The sequence below is a fragment of the Nostoc sp. genome (assembly GCF_036919495.1).
In the GTDB taxonomy this organism is placed as follows: Bacteria; Cyanobacteriota; Cyanobacteriia; order Cyanobacteriales; family Nostocaceae; genus Nostoc.
The window spans coordinates 1-20324 of sequence record NZ_JBALBZ010000129.1 but is presented as its reverse complement, the minus strand read 5'-3'; the positions used below and the strand labels follow the sequence as shown (position 1 = coordinate 20324).

At 41.5% G+C, this 20324-nt stretch carries 11 protein-coding genes and 1 pseudogene; 9 read left to right on the top strand and 3 right to left on the bottom strand.

All coding sequences use genetic code 11. The annotated features are described in order from the left end of the window. The 8 genes from V7K25_RS17845 (at position 1) to V7K25_RS17810 (ending at position 15096) form a co-directional block, all read left to right on the top strand. Positions 1-1161 carry a phage late control D family protein gene (locus tag V7K25_RS17845; RefSeq protein ID WP_335159861.1) on the top strand — a complete coding sequence of 387 codons (1161 nt, stop codon included), beginning with the start codon at positions 1-3 and terminating at the stop codon, positions 1159-1161. Further along, on the top strand, positions 1158-1709 hold the full coding sequence (locus V7K25_RS17840; protein WP_334841287.1) for a phage baseplate assembly protein V: 552 nt from the start codon (positions 1158-1160) through the stop codon (positions 1707-1709). Before V7K25_RS17845 ends, V7K25_RS17840 begins: the two co-directional genes overlap by 4 nt. Next, positions 1709-2113, top strand: a complete 405-nt coding sequence (locus V7K25_RS17835; protein WP_335159860.1) for a GPW/gp25 family protein — start codon at positions 1709-1711, stop codon at positions 2111-2113. The genes V7K25_RS17840 and V7K25_RS17835 overlap by 1 nt, the downstream gene beginning before the upstream one ends. Next, positions 2110-4644, top strand: coding sequence for a putative baseplate assembly protein (locus V7K25_RS17830; protein ID WP_335159859.1), 2535 nt, complete (start codon positions 2110-2112; stop codon positions 4642-4644). The genes V7K25_RS17835 and V7K25_RS17830 overlap by 4 nt, the downstream gene beginning before the upstream one ends. Further along, positions 4641-7523, top strand: coding sequence for a putative baseplate assembly protein (locus V7K25_RS17825; RefSeq protein WP_335159858.1), 2883 nt, complete (start codon positions 4641-4643; stop codon positions 7521-7523). The genes V7K25_RS17830 and V7K25_RS17825 overlap by 4 nt, the downstream gene beginning before the upstream one ends. Next, entirely contained in the window at positions 7520-10057 is a 2538-nt protein-coding gene (locus tag V7K25_RS17820; RefSeq protein ID WP_335159857.1) for a hypothetical protein, read from the top strand. Before V7K25_RS17825 ends, V7K25_RS17820 begins: the two co-directional genes overlap by 4 nt. Before the next feature lie 10 nt (positions 10058-10067). Further along, positions 10068-12458, top strand: a complete 2391-nt coding sequence (locus V7K25_RS17815; RefSeq protein WP_335159856.1) for a DUF6519 domain-containing protein — start codon at positions 10068-10070, stop codon at positions 12456-12458. A gap of 148 nt (positions 12459-12606) precedes the next feature. Continuing rightward, positions 12607-15096: an eCIS core domain-containing protein gene (locus V7K25_RS17810; protein WP_335159855.1), complete on the top strand. Its 2490-nt coding sequence runs from the start codon at positions 12607-12609 to the stop codon at positions 15094-15096. Positions 15097-15164: 68 nt separating this feature from the next. On the opposite strand, the pseudogene V7K25_RS17805 reads toward V7K25_RS17810, so the two are convergent. Next, positions 15165-15551: pseudogene (locus V7K25_RS17805) on the bottom strand (transposase); the annotation flags it as partial. A 104-nt stretch (positions 15552-15655) separates the two neighbouring features. On the opposite strand from V7K25_RS17805, the gene V7K25_RS17800 reads away from it, so the two are divergent. Beyond that, positions 15656-17026 (top strand): ISKra4 family transposase, encoded by a 1371-nt coding sequence (locus V7K25_RS17800; protein WP_442948096.1) that lies wholly within the window; start codon positions 15656-15658, stop codon positions 17024-17026. A 214-nt stretch (positions 17027-17240) separates the two neighbouring features. Here V7K25_RS17800 and V7K25_RS17795 read toward each other — a convergent pair whose 3' ends face one another. Further along, complete coding sequence (locus V7K25_RS17795; RefSeq protein WP_335159853.1) at positions 17241-18440, bottom strand: hypothetical protein; 1200 nt, start codon at positions 18438-18440, stop codon at positions 17241-17243. A gap of 105 nt (positions 18441-18545) precedes the next feature. After that, positions 18546-20141, bottom strand: coding sequence for a hypothetical protein (locus V7K25_RS17790; RefSeq protein ID WP_335159852.1), 1596 nt, complete (start codon positions 20139-20141; stop codon positions 18546-18548). Positions 20142-20324: the final 183 nt, after the last annotated feature.

Below are 20324 nucleotides of genomic sequence, written 5' to 3'. Positions count from 1 at the left end.
ATGCCTGACTCAGATATTCGCCTAAAACTCATGATTGGTAGCACCATACCAACACCTGCGCCTTATGAAGTAATAGACGCGCTAATAGACTTAGAAGTGACTCAACAAGACCGCGATCGCAGTGCCTTTCAAATGACCTTTAGTCTTAGTAAAGAATTAAAAAACTTTTCAGATTATTGGTTACTTAAAAAAGATATTTTGAATCCTCCCAATCGAATTGTTATTCAAATCATAGTTAATGTAAAAGTCGGTGTAAGCCGTAGTCTTCAAAGCCCTATATTAATTGATGGCATTATTACCGATCATCAAATTGCCCCAAGTAATCAACCAGGGGAATCAAGGCTAATAGTTACTGGTGAAGATATTAGTCTTATGCTCGATCTGGAAGATAAAAATGAAACTTACCTAAACTTATCTGATTCTCAAATTGTTAAGCAAATTTTACAAAAATATAAAGTTAGATATGGGCTGACATTAGATGTACAAGATACTACTAGAGATTTTTCACCCAAAAAAGAAGAACAAATTACCACTCAGCAAAGTACAGACTTACAGTTTATTCAGAAACTAGCTCTACGTAATAGTTTTATTTTTGAAATCAAGCCCGATAAAACTCCTGGAAAAAATATTGCTTATTGGGGTGAGGAAAAAAAGAAAATTACTCCTTATCAACCAGCATTATCAATGAATATGGGGGCGTTTACCAATGTAAATTCATCTATAAGTTTCAACTTTAATGCTCTAGAATCTATTAAACCTCAAGCATCAATTAGCGATGAAAAAAATGGAACATCAATTTCGATTCAGGTTCCTAAATCGCCTGGTCAAGCTTTAGCTAACAAGCCTGCTAAATCATTACGAACAGAAGTGCTACGTTCCACCAATAAACTCGAAAAAATCCTAGCTCAAAAGGAAACGGAATTATTGGCCAGCCGTTCGCAGGAGAATGCCGTAACTGCTAGTGGGGAAGTAGATACTGTTCGCTATGGTTATGTCTTAGAAGTGCGTCAATTGGTGGGAGTGCGGGGTGTGGGAAAAACTTACGGCGGTTATTACTACGTCAAACAAGTAACGCATCGCATCAAGCGTGGCGAATATAAACAAAGTTTTACTTTGAAACGTGAGGGACAAGGTGCAACAATTCAGATGTTAAAAGTATGAACGAATCAAAACTTGATACTTATGGAAGTATAAATCAACAAAGACCTTCTTTTTACGGCAAATACCGAGGCGTAGTATCTGACAATAGCGACCCGTGGAAGATTGGTCGCGTGCAAGCAAAAGTGCAAGAAATTTTTGGCAACGATCCTAGCGGTTGGGCATTACCTTGCGTTCCCTATGCTGGGCAAGGAGTTGGGTTATTCCTCATTCCACCCAAAGGTGCTTTAGTGTGGATTGAGTTTGAAAACGGAGATCCAGACTACCCAATTTGGAGTGGCTGCTTTTGGGCAGATGAAAAGGTTCCAAACATAGTACCCGCTAATCCTTATGACCCAGAAACCAAGGTACTTAAAACCGATATTGGCAGGATTGAAATCAATGATAAACAAGGTAAGCAAAGCATAATTATTGAAGCCAAAATCGGGAAACAAACTATGACAATAGTGATGAATAGTTCGGGAATTGAAATCAACAATGGAAACAATGCCACTGTGAATCTAAATGGTAATAAGGTATCGATTAACAACTTTGATTTGGAAGTAACTTAATGCCAGAATATCTCGTAAATCTTTCCAGGCAAAGAAATGTCATCAACATCGATTTTCCCTTTCATTTCGATAGAAACTATCACACCGCCAGCACCAGCGATGAAAATCAACACATCCGCGACTTAATTGAACAACTACTGTTTACTACTCCCGGCGAACGAGTCAACCGCCCAGATTTCGGCAGTGGTGTATTGTCTTTAATTTTTGCACCCAATAGCCCGGAACTAGCAAAAGCTATGGAAATTACTATTCAAGCATCTATTGAGCAATGGTTAGGCGATTTAATCGATCTGCAAACTTTGGAAGTAACAAACGTTGATTCCAGTCTTTACATAGTGGTGGAGTATTTGGTGCAAAGTTCTGGGGAGACACAAACAGCTACTTTTAGGACGACAGTGCCATGAATAGCCATACCTTAACTTACCAAAACGAACAGCGCCGCCAAGAAATCCGTAGGCAAAGAAAAAACGGGCTAGATTATGTAGAAGTTAGCGATGATTTGCGATCGCTATATGTCTACTTTTTAGGTTCGGTACCAGAAAACCTGAAAAAAGAGAATCTCTTGATTGAAGGCGGCCAGCGCATCCGCCATCTTCATGTGACTAATTTACAGGTAGAAAGTCCTCAAAATTGTGAGAGTTACTTAACAGTTAATCTTGACCAAACTGGCGATTTCTCTGTGTATACTTTGCGCTTGGTGTCATTAGATGAACAGGGCAAACCCACAGATCAAGCATATCCCAATTTTGACCCGCGCTACTCCCAAGTAGAATTTAAATTCCGAGATGGGATCTGTAACACTGACATGGATTGCTTGCAACAGCAAACTTGTCCGCCAACACAATTAGTTGAACCAGCTATCAACTATTTGGCTAAAGATTATGCTAGTTTTCGCCAGTTGATTTTAGACCGCCTCTCCCTGGTAATGCCGGATTGGGAAGAACGTCATGTTCCCGATTTAGGAATTACTTTAGTGGAAATCCTCGCTTATGTTGGCGATTATCTCAGCTACTATCAGGACGCTGTAGCCACAGAAGCTTATCTAGAAACTGCCCGCCAACGGATTTCTGTTCGCCGTCATGCCCGTCTGATCGATTATCCCATGCATGAGGGCTGTAATGCACGTACTTGGTTGTGGCTGGAGACAAGTATTGATATTTCCCTGGAAACAAAAAATTTCTACTTTATTACTAATCATAAAAACGCGCCTCCCTTTGGCACTATCATAGAAGATATTCGCCACCTAGATGATGTTCCTCCTAACAGTTATGAAGTTTTTGAACCGCTAACGCCCTTACCGATTCATCTCTACAACGCTCATAACAAAATCCTATTTTATACTTGGGGCGATGGTTCATGCTGTCTTTCTTATGGTTCCACAAGCGCTACATTAGTAGATGAATTTATACATCCTACACAGCCAGAGAGGGCAAATTCCTCTTCCCAACTTGAGCATCAGCGAAAATTGCATCTAAAAATTGGTGACATCCTAATTTTTGAAGAAATTAGAAGTCCGAAAACAGGTATCCCAGAAGATGCAGATATGAAGCATCGCCATGCTGTACACTTGACAAATGTCAAGGCAAGTGTAGACGAACTTTACAATCAGCCAATTGTAGAAATCGAATGGGCAGAAGAAGACGCATTACCTTTTCCCCTTTGTATTTCGGCAATAGTCCCACCAGATTGTCAGCTAGTTGATATTAGTGTTGCCAGAGGCAATGTGATTCTAGTCGATCATGGACGCACTATTGAACGGGAAGATTTAGGAACTGTACCGGGAAAAGAGATAATTCACGAGTGCGAAGAGGAAGGCGAACCTAGAGAAATTTTAGTAGTTGGCGATCGCTTCCGTCCTACCTTGCAAAAAACGCCTTTAATTTTCAGTCAACCTCTGTCTAGAAAAAACCTCACCCAAGATGCTAAAAGTCTCTTAATTCAAGACCCCCAGCAAGCATTACCCCAAATCCAACTTAGGAGTACTGGAAATCACTCTACTTGGACTCCCCAATACGATCTCATAGACAGCAACAACGAAGATCAACATTTTGTTGTGGAAATGGACAACGATGGACAAGCTCACTTGCGTTTTGGAGACGGTGAATTAGGAAAAAAACCAGCACCCAATACTCACTTCCAAGCAACTTACCGGGTAGGTAATGGACTTGCAGGTAATATTAGTGCTGAAGCGATTTCTTATATTGTTTTTCACAATGAACCAATTAGTGGTTCGACATTGCAGCCACACCAGCCCTTAAGCGCTCAAGGTGGGACAGCACCCGAACCTCTATCTCAGGTGAAATTATATGCACCGCACCTATCTCACAAAAAATTAGAGCGTGCCATTACTGCTGATGACTACGCACAATTAGTAATGCAACATTTCCCAACAAAAGTTCAACAAGCAACAGCCACCTTACGCTGGACGGGCAGTGGGTATGAAGTCTGGGTGACAGTAGATCCCTTCAACAAGGAAACGGTAGATCGCAAATTACTACAAAATATTACCACAGACCTAGAAAAATATCGTCGCATTGGTCATGATGTCATCGTTCAACGAGCAGCATACGTCTGTTTAGATATAGCGATGAGAGTTGATGTCAAATTTGACTATTTGCGCGGTCATGTCAAAGCTGCTTTACTGGATATTTTCAGTAACCGGATTTTACCTGATGGTCGGCGTGGTTTTTTCCATCCCGATAACTTGACTTTTGGGCAAGGAATTGCATTAAGTCAGATTGTAGCTCAAGCTTATAGTGTTCCAGGCATTGAAAGCGTCTCTATAACTAAGCTAGAACGTCTTTTTGCAGGTGACAATCACGAGATTGAAGCAGGTTTTTTACCCATTGGTTCTTCGGAAATTGCCCGACTCGACAACAACCCTAACTTTCCCGAAAACGGTAAATTTACACTCGATTTGCGAGGTGGCAGATGAAATTAAGTTGTAGCTGTAACTGTCATTACTATAAACCAAGCGATCGCTCCAGTTGTGGTTGCTGTGAAGGTGTCGAAATTCTCACTCCCACATCGATAGCAAATCAACCTGGTTTTTCTACCCTAGCTTATCGAGTTGGAACCCATGCTAGCTTTTTAGAAACAATGAAAGCGCGTCTGGGTGAGAGCAAGTTTCCCTCACTCAAACATCTGAAAACCCGCGATCCTCAAGACACGTCTTTAGCTCTACTAGATGCTTGGGCTACTGTCGCAGACGTTCTAACATTTTATCAGGAACGCATAGCCAATGAAGGTTACTTACGTACTGCGATTGAGCGACGTTCCTTAGTAGAATTAGCTCGATTAGTAGACTATGCACATAGTCCCGGTGTCAGCGCTAGCGTTTATTTAGCTTTTACCCTAGAAGATAGTTACAATTTGGAAATTCCTGTTGGTTTGAGTAGCCAGAGTATACCTGATTCTAACGAATCGCCGGAATTTTTTGAAACATCCGAAAAACTGCGAGCTTATGCCCAATTGAATCAACTCAAGCCCCGGATGAGTCAACCACAACAAGTTAATTCAACAACCGTTACCGAAATTGATAAGATTTATTTAGATGGTATAAATGCGAATCTCAAACCTAACGATCCACTTTTACTGATCTTTGGTGATGCTAAACAATTCATTCGCAAAATTCAAATTATTGAGCCTCAACTAGAGGAAACCAGGACAAAAATTACATTACAATTACCACCAAAAGTTACACAGAAAATAACTAATAAAAATTCAGTAAATACAATAGAAGAAAGAATAAAACAATTAATCAAACTGCCATCCTTACAACCTGCCAATTCTCTAGAACTTGAGCGGACAAAACAACAGATTTTCTCTCCCGAAAATATTGATATGAATTTTCGGTTAATTAATAATACTTTAAATCCTGCTTCAAAGACAGCAATATATCAAATTTTAACCAACAATAAAATTAATTGTGCGAATCAGTTAAACCGAATTGAGTTATTAGGAATCAAAGCTGCACCTTTCGGACATGACGTAGCTTTGAAGCCGATTTTTGACCAGCAAGGGCGAATTGAAAAATATGAGGAATGGCAAATTGCAGATGTAAATGAGTCAATATCAAGCTCCTCTAGCACACTACCATCAGAATTACGAAATATCTTAGCCTTAGATGCTCAATATGATGGAATTACACCTGGAAGTTACCTAGCGATTGAACGTGTAGATGTTAATAGAATTGAGATTTATCAAGTAATAAAAGTTGAAAATATCTCTAAAATTGCCTATAACATAGTAGGAAGAATTACCCAACTCACTTTAGATAAGCCTTGGTTAAAAGAACAGGATATATCTTTAGATGTCATGCGTAAAACCACAGTGTATCTCAAGAGTGAAGATTTGAATTTGGTGGAAAAAACAGTTGACCTGAAAGATGCACCAAGCGCTCAAAATTATATATCTGACCAGATGGAAATTGAACTAGACAATCTCTACGAAAATCTCCAACCTGGACGTTGGTTAATTATCTCCGGTGAACGCAGTGATATATCTGATGTCAACGGTGTCTGGGCTAGCGAAGTTGTTATGTTAGCTGGGGTGAGACAAGATATATGTGCGAATTTATCCAATGACAAACCCCATACATTCCTGAAATTTGCTAGACCTTTAGCTTATTCTTACAAACGAGAGACTGTTACTATCTATGGCAACGTAGTCAAAGCCACTCATGGCGAGACTCATACTGAAATACTGGGCAGTGGTGATGGTACTAAAGCAAATCAACAATTTACTCTATCACTACCGCCCCTTAGCTATCTACCAGCACCTATCCCTAGTGGTGTTGCTAGCACTTTAGAAGTATATGTTAATGATGTCCGTTGGCAAGAAGTAGAAAATTTGATTGAGTTAAGTCCAACAGACCGCGCTTATGTCACCCAAACTGATAGCGATGGCAATACAACTATTATCTTTGGCAATGGTGAACATGGAGCTAGGTTGCCTAGTGGGATTGAAAATGTCAAAGCAGTCTACCGCGCTGGCACTGGCAAAAGTGGTAATGTTGCAGCAGAAAAAATTACGCAACTGGCAATGCAACCTCTAGGTTTGAGTGGCGTACTCAACCCCATAGCAGCAACAGGAGGCGCAGACCCAGAAAGCGATTATGAAATACGCCGCAATGCACCCGTTGGCATAACATCTCTCAACCGTGCAGTTTCCGTGCAGGACTATGCCAATTTTGCGCGTACTTTTACTGGAATTGGCAAATCAAATGCTCAACGTCTTTCAAATGGTTCGGAGCAAATTCTGCATATTACCATCGCTGGGGCTGATGATATTTGTATTGATAGAAATTCAGATTTATATCGTAGCTTCGTACAAGCATTATACCAGTTTGGCGACCCCTATCAGTCACTAAAAATAGATATGCGGGAACTAATGCTGTTAATTATCAGCGCTAATGTGCGAATTTTAGCAAATTATCAATGGTCATTTGTAGCACAGGAAATTCGCACTGCTTTATTCGATAAATTTAGCTTTGAAAATCAGGAACTAGGAGAAAATGTTGTCCTCAGTGGAGTTATCAGCACGATTCAACAAGTACCTGGCGTAGACTACGTGGATGTAGATATTTTAGATAGCGTTTCCGAAACTGAAGCCCAAAATCCAGGCATTTTAAATACCAAACTTCAAGAATTGGCAAAAGTAGGCAGCACTGGTGGAAATGGACAACCAAAACAATGGATTCCTGTAAACTTGGCTGTTTTTGATTCAACAATAAATCAACTTTCCCCGGCTCAATTAGCTATTCTCAACCCGAAAGTACCAGATACACTAATTCTGAAGGAGTTGAAATCATGAGCAATTCCCCAGACCGTCTTTATGAACTATTGCCAGCCGTTTACCGCATACGTGATGCAGAACTTGGCTATCCCCTACGGGATTTATTACGTGTCATTGCTGAACAAGTAGATATTGTTGAAGCAGATATTACTCAACTCTATGAGAACTGGTTTATTGAAACTTGCCAAGATTGGGTAGTACCATACATTGGTGATTTAATTGGTTATCAAAGCGTTCATAGTTCTGGTACAAAACAGCAAGATAACAAGATTTTAAATCCTCGTCGGGAAGTAGCAAATACTATTCGCTATCGACGGCGCAAGGGGACGCTAGCTTTGTTGGAATTGCTGGCTGATAAAATAGCTGGCTGGCCGATACGAGTTGTAGAATTTGATCGGCTAGTTAGCAAAACACAGCATATCAATCACCTGCGTTCGTCAACCTCAACAACATTAAATCTGCGTCAGGTGGATGGAATCACAAAGTTAAATAGCCCATTCGATGAATTAGCTCATACAGTAGATATCCACCATATTTCTTCACAAGAGCAACCTGGAAAGTATAATACTCCAAATATTGGTATTTTTGTTTGGCGATTAAAAGCTTATTCTATGACTGTCACACCAGCTTTTTGCTTGGAAGAAGTTAGCTCTAACTGCTACACATTTAGTATTACGGGTAATGACACCCCGCTTTACACTCGTCCCCAATTAGCAAAAGATGCAACCCAAATTGATTGTGAATTAAATTTACCTATTCCCATTCAACGGCAAGTTTTGCAATCTCACAAAAGCGATTATTTTGATTCAAACCCAAATCCAGAAGAATTTACCAAAAGTTTGCAAGTCTGGAAAGGTGTTGGCTCAAAACTGCATCTAATCTCTCCAGAGCAAATTATTATTGCCGATCTGGGCGATTGGAATTATCAACTAGAGCAAGACTATATAGCAGTTGATCCAGAATTAGGCCGAATGATTTTTCCGATCCGCCAGTTACCAAAAAATGGTGTTTGGGTTTCTTATCATTATGGTTTCAGTGCTGATATTGGTGGTGGCGAATATGACCGAACTTTGTTAGATTCTACAGCACATTTCTTACTTGATGTTAGTGATATTCAAGAGCCAGCAATTTTTAGCTCACAACAAGATGCTTTTGCATTATCCGAGTTTTTGCGATCGCAATTGTCCAGTGATACCCAAAGGCTTTTGGATGCCTACACCAGTCCTCCTCCCGAACCAGCTTTAATTGCAGCTTTGCTTCCAGAGCTAAATCAACTACTTTTAGGTAAAAGCCTTTATGATGAACAACGTTTTGCATCTATCACCTTGAGTGCCAAAACTAAACGTTTGGTTCAGCAAAATCTCCAAGGTAAAGAACTGATTCGCTGTAATCGTTTGCTATTAGAAGAAGCTTTTCCATCTCAAATCAGAAAACATTATGCTCATTACAGTGTCAGTCAAACTTCACGAGGGTATTATCAAACTATTACTGAAGCAATCTCACAGTGGCAACGAGACAAACCCCATAATGCTGTAATTGAAATTATTGATAGTGGCGTTTATGTAGAACGAATTAATATTGAACTGGAACAAAACCAAAGTCTGCAATTACGTGCAGCTAACCACAAGCGTCCGGTGATACGTATTCTAGATTGGAGAACTTCTTTGGGTGACGCTTTAAATGTCACAGTAGAGTCAGGAAGTTGCTTTGTTCTCGATGGTTTATTGATTACTGGTCGGGGAATGCATATAGAAGGTAATCCCACTCAATTTGCAGATTATTCTACCTCTATTGTGCAAAAACCAGCTGCGATTATTATCCGTCATTCTACATTAGTGCCCGGTTGGTCATTACATTGTGACTGTGAACCCCGACGTTCTAGTGAGCCAAGTTTGGAGTTATTTAATATCAATGCGTGCGTAACGATTGAACACAGTATTATTGGCTCCATTCAGGTTAACCAAGATGAGGTAGAGACTGATCCTTTACCCATAAATATTAGCGATAGCATTATAGATGCTATCAGTATAGAAGGTGAAGCGATCGGTGCAGTGGGTTATTCCATAGCCCATGTGCGGTTGACTATTGCACGTTGCACAGTCTTTGGTCAGATTCAAGTACATGCAATTGATTTAGCAGAAAACAGTATTTTTAACGGCATTATATTCGTTGCTCGTCGCCAACAAGGTTGTATCCGTTTCTGCTACGTGATGCCTACCTCACGCACACCACGTCGGTATAATTGCCAGCCGGATTTAGTTGAGCAGATGGTTAGGCAAAAAACAGAACTACAGCCAGAACAAATAGAGGCGGAACAACTTCTCGTTAGATACCGCGTACAACCTCAATTCAACAGTATACGTTATGGCACACCTACTTATTGCCAGTTAGCGTCAACCTGTGCTGAAGAAATCAAACGTGGCGCTGATGATGAATCAGAAATGGGTGCTTTTCACAATCTATATCAGCCTCAAAAAGAGGCTAACCTACGCATCCGTTTAGATGAATATACACCTGCTAATACTGAAATTGGCATTATTTACGCTAGCTAAAGAGGATTTTATGCAAGGAGAATTTAGAGGCGATTTTACTCGTGATACCTACGACAAAAGCAAGCACTTCCTTCGAGTATTGATGCAACAAGGTAGAGTGCAATTAGATGCAGACTTCAACGAACAGACATCAATTTTACTAAATCGCCTGCAAAGTTTGGCCAAAGATATATTTGGACTACAAGGTGGCCCAGAGCAGAATTGTGGCTTTGAATTTATCGCCACGGACGAGCAAATTAATAATATTAACAATCTCAGTGAGGGAAAAAAACAAGAACTAAAGCAACTACTCCAATCTGAAAAGTATTTAATTGGCAAAGGCAACTATTATGTAGATGGTATACTTTGTGAAAATGAGGAACTTGTATCTTATCCTCATCAGCCAGATTTTACGCCGGAAGCCACAGATACTTGTAAAGTTCAATTAAATGGAGCAGCATATCTTGCTTATCTTGATGTTTGGGAACGACAGATAACCCCGATTGAAGATCGTGACGATCGCAAAATTAATATTCGTGAAGTTGCTTTAGGGGGAGCAGATACAGCAATTCGCTCTAAGTTAGTTTGGCAAGTCAAGCTCAAACAATTAAAAGATAATCAAGATATTGAAACGGTTGCCAAGCAAGTTAGTAAGGATCGTGACTATTTTCAGAGTGTGCTAGGTCAAGAATTATTGAAGCCTGGAAAAGGCGAAATTATTGCCAGAATTACAAAGCCTAGTTCTACAGGAATAAACGATCCATGTGTTATTCCGTTTAATTCCAAATTTCGTGGTGCTGAAAACCATCTTTATCGGGCGGAAATTTTTAGAGTTTCTACTGCTAAAAACACTAATCAACTATCATTTGTTTGGTCACGCGAGAATAGCTCAATTGTTTTTCCTATTGTGACATTTACTGAGAAAAATTCCTCAGTACTTGTATTCAAGCTAGAACATTTAGGAAAAGACAAAAATTCTAGTTTATCAGCAGGTGATTGGGTTGAAATCATCGATGATGATTATATACTTGGAGATAGCGATCGCCAATTACTAAAAGTTGAGCAAGTGGATCGCATTGAGAATCAAGTAATTCTCTCAGGAGATAGCAAGAGCAACACATTGCTTCCAGAAAAGCACCCTCTATTACGCCGTTGGGACTCTAAAGAAGTCAAAGTAAGTTTATCTGAAGGGAGTAATAAATGGTTTCCCCTTGAAGATGGAATTGAGATTCAATTTCAAGCAGATACTCAGAATAACTTTTATCAAGTAGGTGATTATTGGTTAATTCCTGTCCGAACAGCTACTGGCAATATAGAATGGCCCAAACAAAAAAACAAAGAAGGAAAATTAGAGCCTCAACCTCAACTACCGCATGGTATAGCGCATTATTATGCACCTCTAGCAGTATTTTTAGGTAATCTTAATAATGTAACAGTTTATGATTGCCGAAGAAAGATTGGTAGTCAAGAAAGCACTATATCACCTATAAGTGATAAAGATAATAATCCTATACTAGCGAATTCTCAGGAAAATCCTGCAACACCTATTGATCAGAAAGAAACCACTACACAAGCAATAACAGAATTCAATCGCATAATCAATGCTAGTTGGCATCACGATCAAGTTTTAGAAGCTACCATTGCAGAAACACAGGAAAATTCTAACAATGTTACAGAGGATCAATTATTTAATTTAAAATCTCAGAATTTAAAAAATTTGTTTACTAAACTAGGTCTAGTAATTCAGTTTCAAAAACCAGTAAGAATTGATAGTTTACACAAGAGTAGTATATCTGTTTTAGCTCATACGGATAATGTATTGAAAGGTGAAGTATTTTATATATTGCCAATGAAAGTTGAACCAGTTCAAGTTACGAAAACTGAAATAAAATCTATCTGTTGGGCAATGGGCAATGATATATTAGATAGTAATATCAATCTAATTACAGAAGTTGAACCTTTGACAAGTGAAAATACTGCTTATACAGAAGCTGTTAGATTAATTACGCCTGATGATTGGTCGCAAAAAGCTGTCTTTCACCAAAGTAATATCTATCAGTTTACTGTCTCATTGCATGGCGACTGGATTATGAATGAGGAACCATTGTTTGAGAGCGAAAAGTTTAATTTGCAAGGGGATTTAAATAAAGGGATGATTCCTGATGGATTACGTCAGCAATTTCAACAAAAAGGAATTTCCCTTTCCTCAAATATTATTTTGTTTACGGAAAAAGAAAATTTAAAATGGCGCTTAGTCGATGGAGGTAAAATTTACATTCTTAAATTAGATAACAATAAATTAACAGTTAGCAAGATTCAGGCATTGGATGGTAACAATATTTGGCCTGGTGTTCCTGAGCGGTTTAGTGGAAATGGCTCTGAAGGAGGTGACTGGATAAGTATTATTCATATCAAAACTTGACTTGCAGAAATTGGCGCGAATGCAGGCATCAGACGGGGTATTCAGAGAGTTCAGGCGCTCATCTAGTGCTATTCCAGGAAACGCTTAGAACAAACCCGACACATCAGAGACAACAAATTCTATAAGCAGTATATCGAGGGATGAAAGCATGACTAATAATAGAATTACCCAGACTAATAAGCAACAGAAAAGTGAGTCACCCAAGACGAGTGGCATTTTACAGCGAACTGCCATTCGTTCGGTTGCGGATATAGGAGAGCAATCTACTGTAGATTATGATTCACTTCCATTAAGTAGTTCGGCTAATTATCGAGACTTTAGCCAAGTGCCTGTTAGCACAACTAAACCACCACAAGTTTTTGCAAAGTTGATGCTTGGGCCAGTGGGGGATAAATACGAAATTGAAGCAGATCGGGTAGCCGCGCAGGTTGTGCAGCGAACAAATGCGCTTGCATCAAAACATCAGGAGGCAACCGGACTTTCCATACAAGCTAAGTACGGCACGATTACGCCCGAAGGACATGAGCGGCTAACAGTTTTGCAAGCAAAGATGGACGGATTATTGAATTCTCGACTGTCACACGCACAACGATTTGGTCATAATATAGCCAATATTCCACTTCGTAGACCAGACTCAGCACCCCCAATACAAGCCAAGCTGACCATCGGGCAGCCTGGGGACAAGTATGAGCAAGAAGCTGACGAAACTGCGCGTCATGTAGTGCAACGGATTCATCAGCAAGCAAATCAGCCAGTTCAACGAGAGGCAGTAACCGAGGATGATGAACTGCAAACCAAGCTAGTAGATAATATTCAGCGCGAGTCGTCCGAAGAAGATGAATTACAGATGAAGCCGATGGTGCAGCGTGTGGCTGACGGTGGCATGGCTGCATCAGCAGATGTCGAAGCCGAGATACAAAGAGCAAGGGGAGGTGGACAACCCATAGCTGACAACATCAGAGTACCGATGGAGCAGGCGTTTGGGGCTGACTTTAGTGGCGTGCGCGTGCATACGGATGCTCAGGCACACCAGTTGAATCAGTCGATACAGGCGAAGGCATTTACAACGGGGCAGGATGTTTTCGTTCGGCAGGGGGCGTATGAGCCGGGGAGTCGCGGAGGGCAGGAGTTGTTGGCGCATGAGTTGACTCATGTGGTACAGCAGAAGGGCGAAGTTGTGCAGTGCCACAATGAGCAGATAGAAGCGAAAGGAATTCAGCTTGGTCAAAATCAAAATGTGATTCAGTGCGATCCATGGGATCAGGCGCAAAGTCAAAAAGAGCGAAATCTAGCTGCCCAGCAAAATGCTCGAGTTGAACCGGGAGCAGCAGCACCTGGAATCCATCATGTAGCCATAGGCGCAAGATTCGCTCTAGGCGGTCAAACTCAAGGACAACAGCGGCATATTGATGATGATATGCTTCAAACTTTGGGAATTGTTCTCAATAGCTTACCCCCCTCTCATATTAATGGAAATCGTGCTCTAGGCAGAATTGTTCTAGAACATGCTAATAATCGTATCTCATCGTTTTATGACAGTGCTACTCATCAAATAACCATAATTGTTCCATTCGATGCAGCTTCGTGGGTTTACTTAAATGTAACGAAATGGCCTTTAGGTGATCTCGCAACTACTTTAGGAGCCAGCGAACATCCAGCACAATTTTTAACAAGAGATGTTGTTGGAACTGGTTCTAATCTCAACAAATTGAAGATGGTGCCTGAGAAATTTGTAGAATGGATGTTGCGCCATGAAATTGGTCATTCTGTAGATCAAGCTATAAAATGGCATACAAATAGACATTACAGAAATCCACAATGTGGAGCATGGGAAATTCATGATGGCCAAGCTGGAGCTACAACAGAACAACAAATGGGAGATCAGATTCTCCAGGCTGTTGGCATTAATGGAGCTATGAGGGCAAATCTTGATGCTGCGTTCAATCCAGATACTAATGCTGGTTATGACAGATTAAGTGATGCCATTACTCATAGAAACAAAAATGAGCTAAATCCTCCTTATAGAAGACAGGCACTTCAACGATTTGAGGCAACTAATCCAGGAGGAAGTCGTGTAGTTGATTATGCTGAAGAAGTTATTAGAGTCGGGTTAAATAGTCCTTACGAAAATGGTGGAGGAATAAACCTAAATGGTCGAACCTATCATCATGATCCTCAACAGAATAATTGGGTGAGTTACCAGAGCAATAAATATGCTCTTAGAAATTCTAATTATCAGTATCAATCCCCCGGTGAATGGTTTGCAGAAACATATTCCAAATATTTTATTCCTCCACAAGCTCAATGGGGTAATAAAGTAAATGATCCACAGGCAGTAGCATGGTTTCTAAATAATTTAGACCCCGTAAATGGAGCAGGTAATTTAATTGCTGGTGGTAATCTGGTACCCCTTCCACCATTAGGAGGACTAGGAGTTCCGGGAGTACCTGTTCAAAACCCTGCTCCCCCACCAACACAAATGCAAGCAGCTTTAAATACTCTCGGAACTGTATCCCTCAATATTGCAACAGTACCTGTCAGCCTGGTTACACGAACAGTGGGTACAGCTATAGGAACATTGCAGCTCGCCCAAATACCGTTGCAGTATGTTTATAGAACAATCAAAGCTCTGTGGTAATTTGTCATCATAGTGCGATCGCCCGATCTTGTAGCGCAATCGCCCGATCTTGTAGTAGCGTGGCAAGGCTAAAATGTTGCATTAAAATCACCTGTTTCATCGGTGTCAAACACCGGATAAAGATGTTTAAGTTTGATACGCGCATCTTCAGTAGTAAAATGCCAAATTACTTTACTGGTGGTGGAGTTACGTTCTTGTTGCCAAGCAGCCAATTCAGTAGAAAGTTTTTTCACAGAAGGAATACGTTGATCTAAACACTGTTGGCTCAAGACACTGAATTCAATCTCTGCAACATTGAGCCAACTGCCATTACGAGGGGTGTAGTAAATCTCCAGTTTCCGGGCTAAACGATGGGCAACAGGAGCCGGAAAAGCTTCATACAAAGAAGCAATGTTATGAGTGTTAAGATTATCACAGACTAATTTGACCTTGTTAGCATGGGGATAGTCTTCATCGGGCGCATATAGCAGTTGGGGGAGGGGTAAGTAAAGAAAGTTTTTGGCATGAGATAATGAGTAATTATGCTCAAACATAAGATGTAGTGACCAGAGTCTTATTAATAAAACAAAGCTTAGAAGAACTTTGCGTCTTCACCCAGACGTTGGAGAATGCTTACCAGGAATTAAAAAAGTGCCAAAGCCTTGCACAGATAGTATGGACGGCTTGGTATATGGGCATGGAAATAGCCAAAAAAATTGTGGAGCAAGAACTAAGCATCCGTGCTGAGTCTCTTACCCAATGGTCGAGTTGCCCCAAGTGCGGTAGTACCCTTTTAAGTAAAGGAATGCGTCCACGACAGATAAAAACCTTGGTGGGAATAGTTGGTTTTTCGCGGCGAGTGGGGCGATGTCGCAATGGTTGTCGGGGAGTGCAACAGGCTCCTTTAGACCAAGAATTGGGGCTGCTTGCCTACCAACAAACAAGTCTTGAATTAATGCAAATGGGATGCCTCCTAACAGTATTTGTGCCATTTGAAACAGCTTGTACTCTATTAGAGAAATTGACGGGTGTTAAATTAAGTACCGCAACACTGTGGAATTGGGTGCAGTCAGCCGGAAAAAAGGCTTGTGGCTACTTAGAACAAGAACTGGTTTTAATGAACTCTGGAGTAGAACCAATCCGAGAAGTGTTACCATCCGATACTGAATCAATGCCGTTGATTATTGGTGCAGATGGGGTAATGGTTCCGTTCCGTCAACAAGCTCTCACTCCAAAAGGAAAAACTGTGTGGCGTGAAATTAAAGTCGCAATTTTAGCTCGCTTGGGCTATCGTCATAGCCGTACAGGAAAACAATATTCTCAATTACATCACCGTCGATTGGTCGCGGTGTTAGGAGATATCAATGCTTTCAAACCTCGTTTATGGCTTGAAGCATTACGTTGCGGCTCAAGAGTCAGCCAAGTTGTTTGGATTAGTGATGGCGGACGGGGTTTTTGGCGGTTATTCCAAGAATGTTTCTTTGGAAAGAGTGTCGCAATTTTAGATTTTTATCATGCCGCTCAACATTTATGGCAGGCGGCAGCGGCTCTGTTAGATGGTCGTACTACTAAAGCTCGTGGTTGGTTTGAGCAACTTCGGCATCAACTGCGTCATGGTGAACAGGAAAAAGTTTTGGCAGACTTAGCCGCAGCCACACAGTATCGCTCCAAACCTACTAAAGTGATGAAAACTCTCCGAAATGTTTACGCTTATTTTCAAGCTCATGAACAACACATTAATTATGGTTTATTCAAATCTATGAATTTACCTTTGGGTAGTGGCATGGTCGAAAGTGCTTGCAAATGGTTGATTCAACAGAGATTTAAAAGTGTTGGGATGCGGTGGAGTGAAGACGGATTTAACCATTTGTTACATTTGCGTTTGGCTTGGGTCAATGGACGCTTTGATCATCTTTTTCCTAATTCCACTTTTTCCTCCCCCAACCGCTAGATACGCCCGAGTGGTTTCATTATCATAATTTGTCCTAGCGTTGTAAAAATCGATAATTTCCTGCTTATATGTCATAAATAGCAACAGTTTAGAATAACAAATGGCCAAATCTAATAAGCTGAAAGTGCTAAATTTTCATCCTCTGCTTACTCTAGCCTTAAACTGTCCGCGCATCTGAATTGACTTGTCTAGCTTGTAGTTGACATAACACGCTCTACTCCTCCGGTTTCACCAACACCCCATCCACAACCGCAATCCCCCACTGCGGATACTTCGCCAGCAATTTCTTGATCACAATCTGCAAAGCTGGATCGTCATTCCAGCACTCTTGCAAAAAGTCAAAACCAGGATTCTGCCCTGAATTCGCCACTACTTTCAGTTTCTGCATCCGTTCTGGTCGCACATTTGCCCTTGCAACAATCGCCTCATGCGACCATTTTTCAGAATTTGGCACGGACACGGCGGAACTTTCACCCTCATGATCCACTTTCACTTCAACACTAAAGACTTGGTTTACTCCTGACAACAAAGCTGAATTTCCCTGTTCTACTTGCCCCTGAGTTTGATTAGCGATCGCAGAACTTGAAGAAAATTTATTTTGGGCGACGGGCGCGGCGGAACAAATACCCTCATGAGGGAATATCGCTTCAACGCCACAGTCCTGGTTTTCAGCCAACAACGAAGCAGATTGACTCGGTGCAGCATCCGCAAGCGTTAGCGTCGTACAGTCCGTTACCGCAGGTAACTCTTCTTCCTTCTCTGACAAGCCCCCGACAGTCTGAGGCGACGCGACCCCCAAGGGCGCACTCGCCGTCTCCTCCTCATGCGAAATCTGTGTAAGCGTGTCAGAGACACAGCTAACGAACTCTTCAAAAGAGTTCGTTAGCTGTTCCTGAGCAGTTCGTGAGGGTTTACGGAACCCTTGCTCTGACTGGTCTTTACCTAAAATAGATGCTTTGTACAAAGCACGTATTTCTTCAGGGGCAGCATCTATCTCTGAATCCCCAGCATTTGATTCTTGTTTTTCAGCATTTGGTTGCTGATTAAAAGAATTAGCTTTCTCCCAAAATTCCTTCATCCGACTGCCATGCAAATTTTTCACCATCCAGCTAGCCGTTTCCCTACCATCCTCTATGGACTTATCTGGCTTGAAAATGAATAGCCCATTGTCGGAGAGAATTTTCTTTGCACAGATAAAAGTACTGTATCCCAAAGCTGAGGTCAAAGGCATCCACCGAGAACCGTAAGGGTCAGCCGTCCAGCATTCCTGCCATAGCTGATTGACTGAAGGCTTTTGTTGCGATGCCCAGAGCATATCTTGAATCGGAATAATCACATGAAGCCGCTTGTACGGTGACTGTACTTTAGCGGCAGCAGCCTTTTTGGACTTGGGACGGGTAATAGTTGCGGTCATTCTAGAATCTCCTATTTATATTGACGCACGGAATTTTCCCCCACTGTGATGCGGAGCTTGGTACTTGTATTTGGTTATCTAAAAAGTCACCGATTCACTGAAAGCCTATTCAGGTTGCCAGAATCGCAACTCATTTCGGAAATATCTGTCAGTCTTTTTTGATTGCTCCTTCCAACAATCCCAGGCAACTACCACTTTCTCGCCCAAATCCTCTACAACTTCACCCCTCTCGACATACAAAGTGCGGTATGGGTCAGCATGAGAAACGATAGAACCGACTTGAATCACCGGAGGATAAGAAGCAATTTCTAGAGATTTGATTAATTCTGTTTCTTCACTGGTTAATTCCGCCCAATAGTCTTGTTTAATCACCTCATACTCTTGGGCAACCGAACAAAACTCCTGCCACGTACACCCAGGTTTAGCTAGGACTGACCTAATATCGCTAACCGCTTGGGGCAACATTTCCAATTGTTCGGCTCGATAAGCGATCGCAGTTGGTGTCGGGTCACTACCTAAAATTAGCGCTGCTGCCTCCAATGCCTGAGTATTGTTCATAGCACTGGCTAAGTTTTTGAGCGCCATACCCATGAGCCGCAGACATTCTTGGGTATTCTCTTTAGGCGGTTCTTGTGCCAGCGATCGCAGATCAATAGTTTTTTCCAAGGCAAGTTTCACCTGCTTGTTCAACACTTTAGTCGCTTGCTGGGTCATGGTATTCCCCCACTGTTGCGAAGGGCGCTGTTCAACCGCGTTTTCCAAATCTTGAATACGCTGCTGGAGTTGTTGGTTCTCAGCCTCTAACTGCCGTAATGATTCCATCTCATCTAGACGTTGCTGCAACTGGATGTTTTGCTCTTTCTGCTGCTTGAACAGTGGTTGCAAGGATGAGAGTTGTTCTTGTACTTGTTCTTCGGCTCTAGCTGTGGCCTCTGTTTGCAAGCCAATTCTCAATTCCTGCTCTAGGCGCTCTAATTCTTGCTGGTGCTGTTCTTTGAGTGCAGCGATCGCTTCAGAGTACTCTTTTGGGTAAGTCCGCTCACTTGAAAATGACGCAATTGTGTCATTTAAATCAGCCAAATCAGCATTGTTTACCAGCAGCCTCTCGCCATCACTGAAGGTAACAATCTGCTGATAGTTATTCGGTGCGTCTGCCTCAATCACTCCCGATTCGCCATATCTGGGATGTGAAAGAGAAGAAACAGTGACAGAATTACACAATTGCGTTTTGACTTTTTCTTGTTTTGTGCTACTGGTTCTAGTGGGTGACGTATTTTTTGGAACGACCTTCTGTACTGCTTTGGCGAAGTCTGCGGCGGTGGGGAAGGGCTTTTCTTTGGCTGCGATCGCAACAGCTTGCTCTAACTTGTCAGGAGTTTTGACCAACCGGAGTAAGGGGCGAGTTTGAGAGGGTTTAGTGATTTTTACTCTCAGTTCCTCTGACAGGGTATCAACTACTTTCTTCGCAGACAGCAAATCTCTGACGCGGCGATATCCCCCGTGTTTGGTTAACTCGTTCTCGCAATAGTCTTTAAAGCTTTCGTGTCCACCATCAGAGTAATAGTGGTTGTCTCGCATAAGGCGCAGTTCATCTATTGCTTGCCACTCGAATTTGTCGATGGCAGTGAAGGTTTCCTGGATGCTGGCGTTGACAACACTGTAGTCCAGCGTCGTTGTTTGTTCGGGTTCTAGTGTCAGCATATCTCTTGCCCACTATGCCCGGATTTCTCACAAATAATAAGAAAACAGGGGTCAAAAACTGCCAAAATCTATATTGCACAAGTATTCCAGCAGTTTAAGCATGACCCCCAATAAAACAGATTGTATACCGGAACAGTTCAAATTTAAACCTGTATTGTCATGTCCAATCGTAGTTAATTTCAA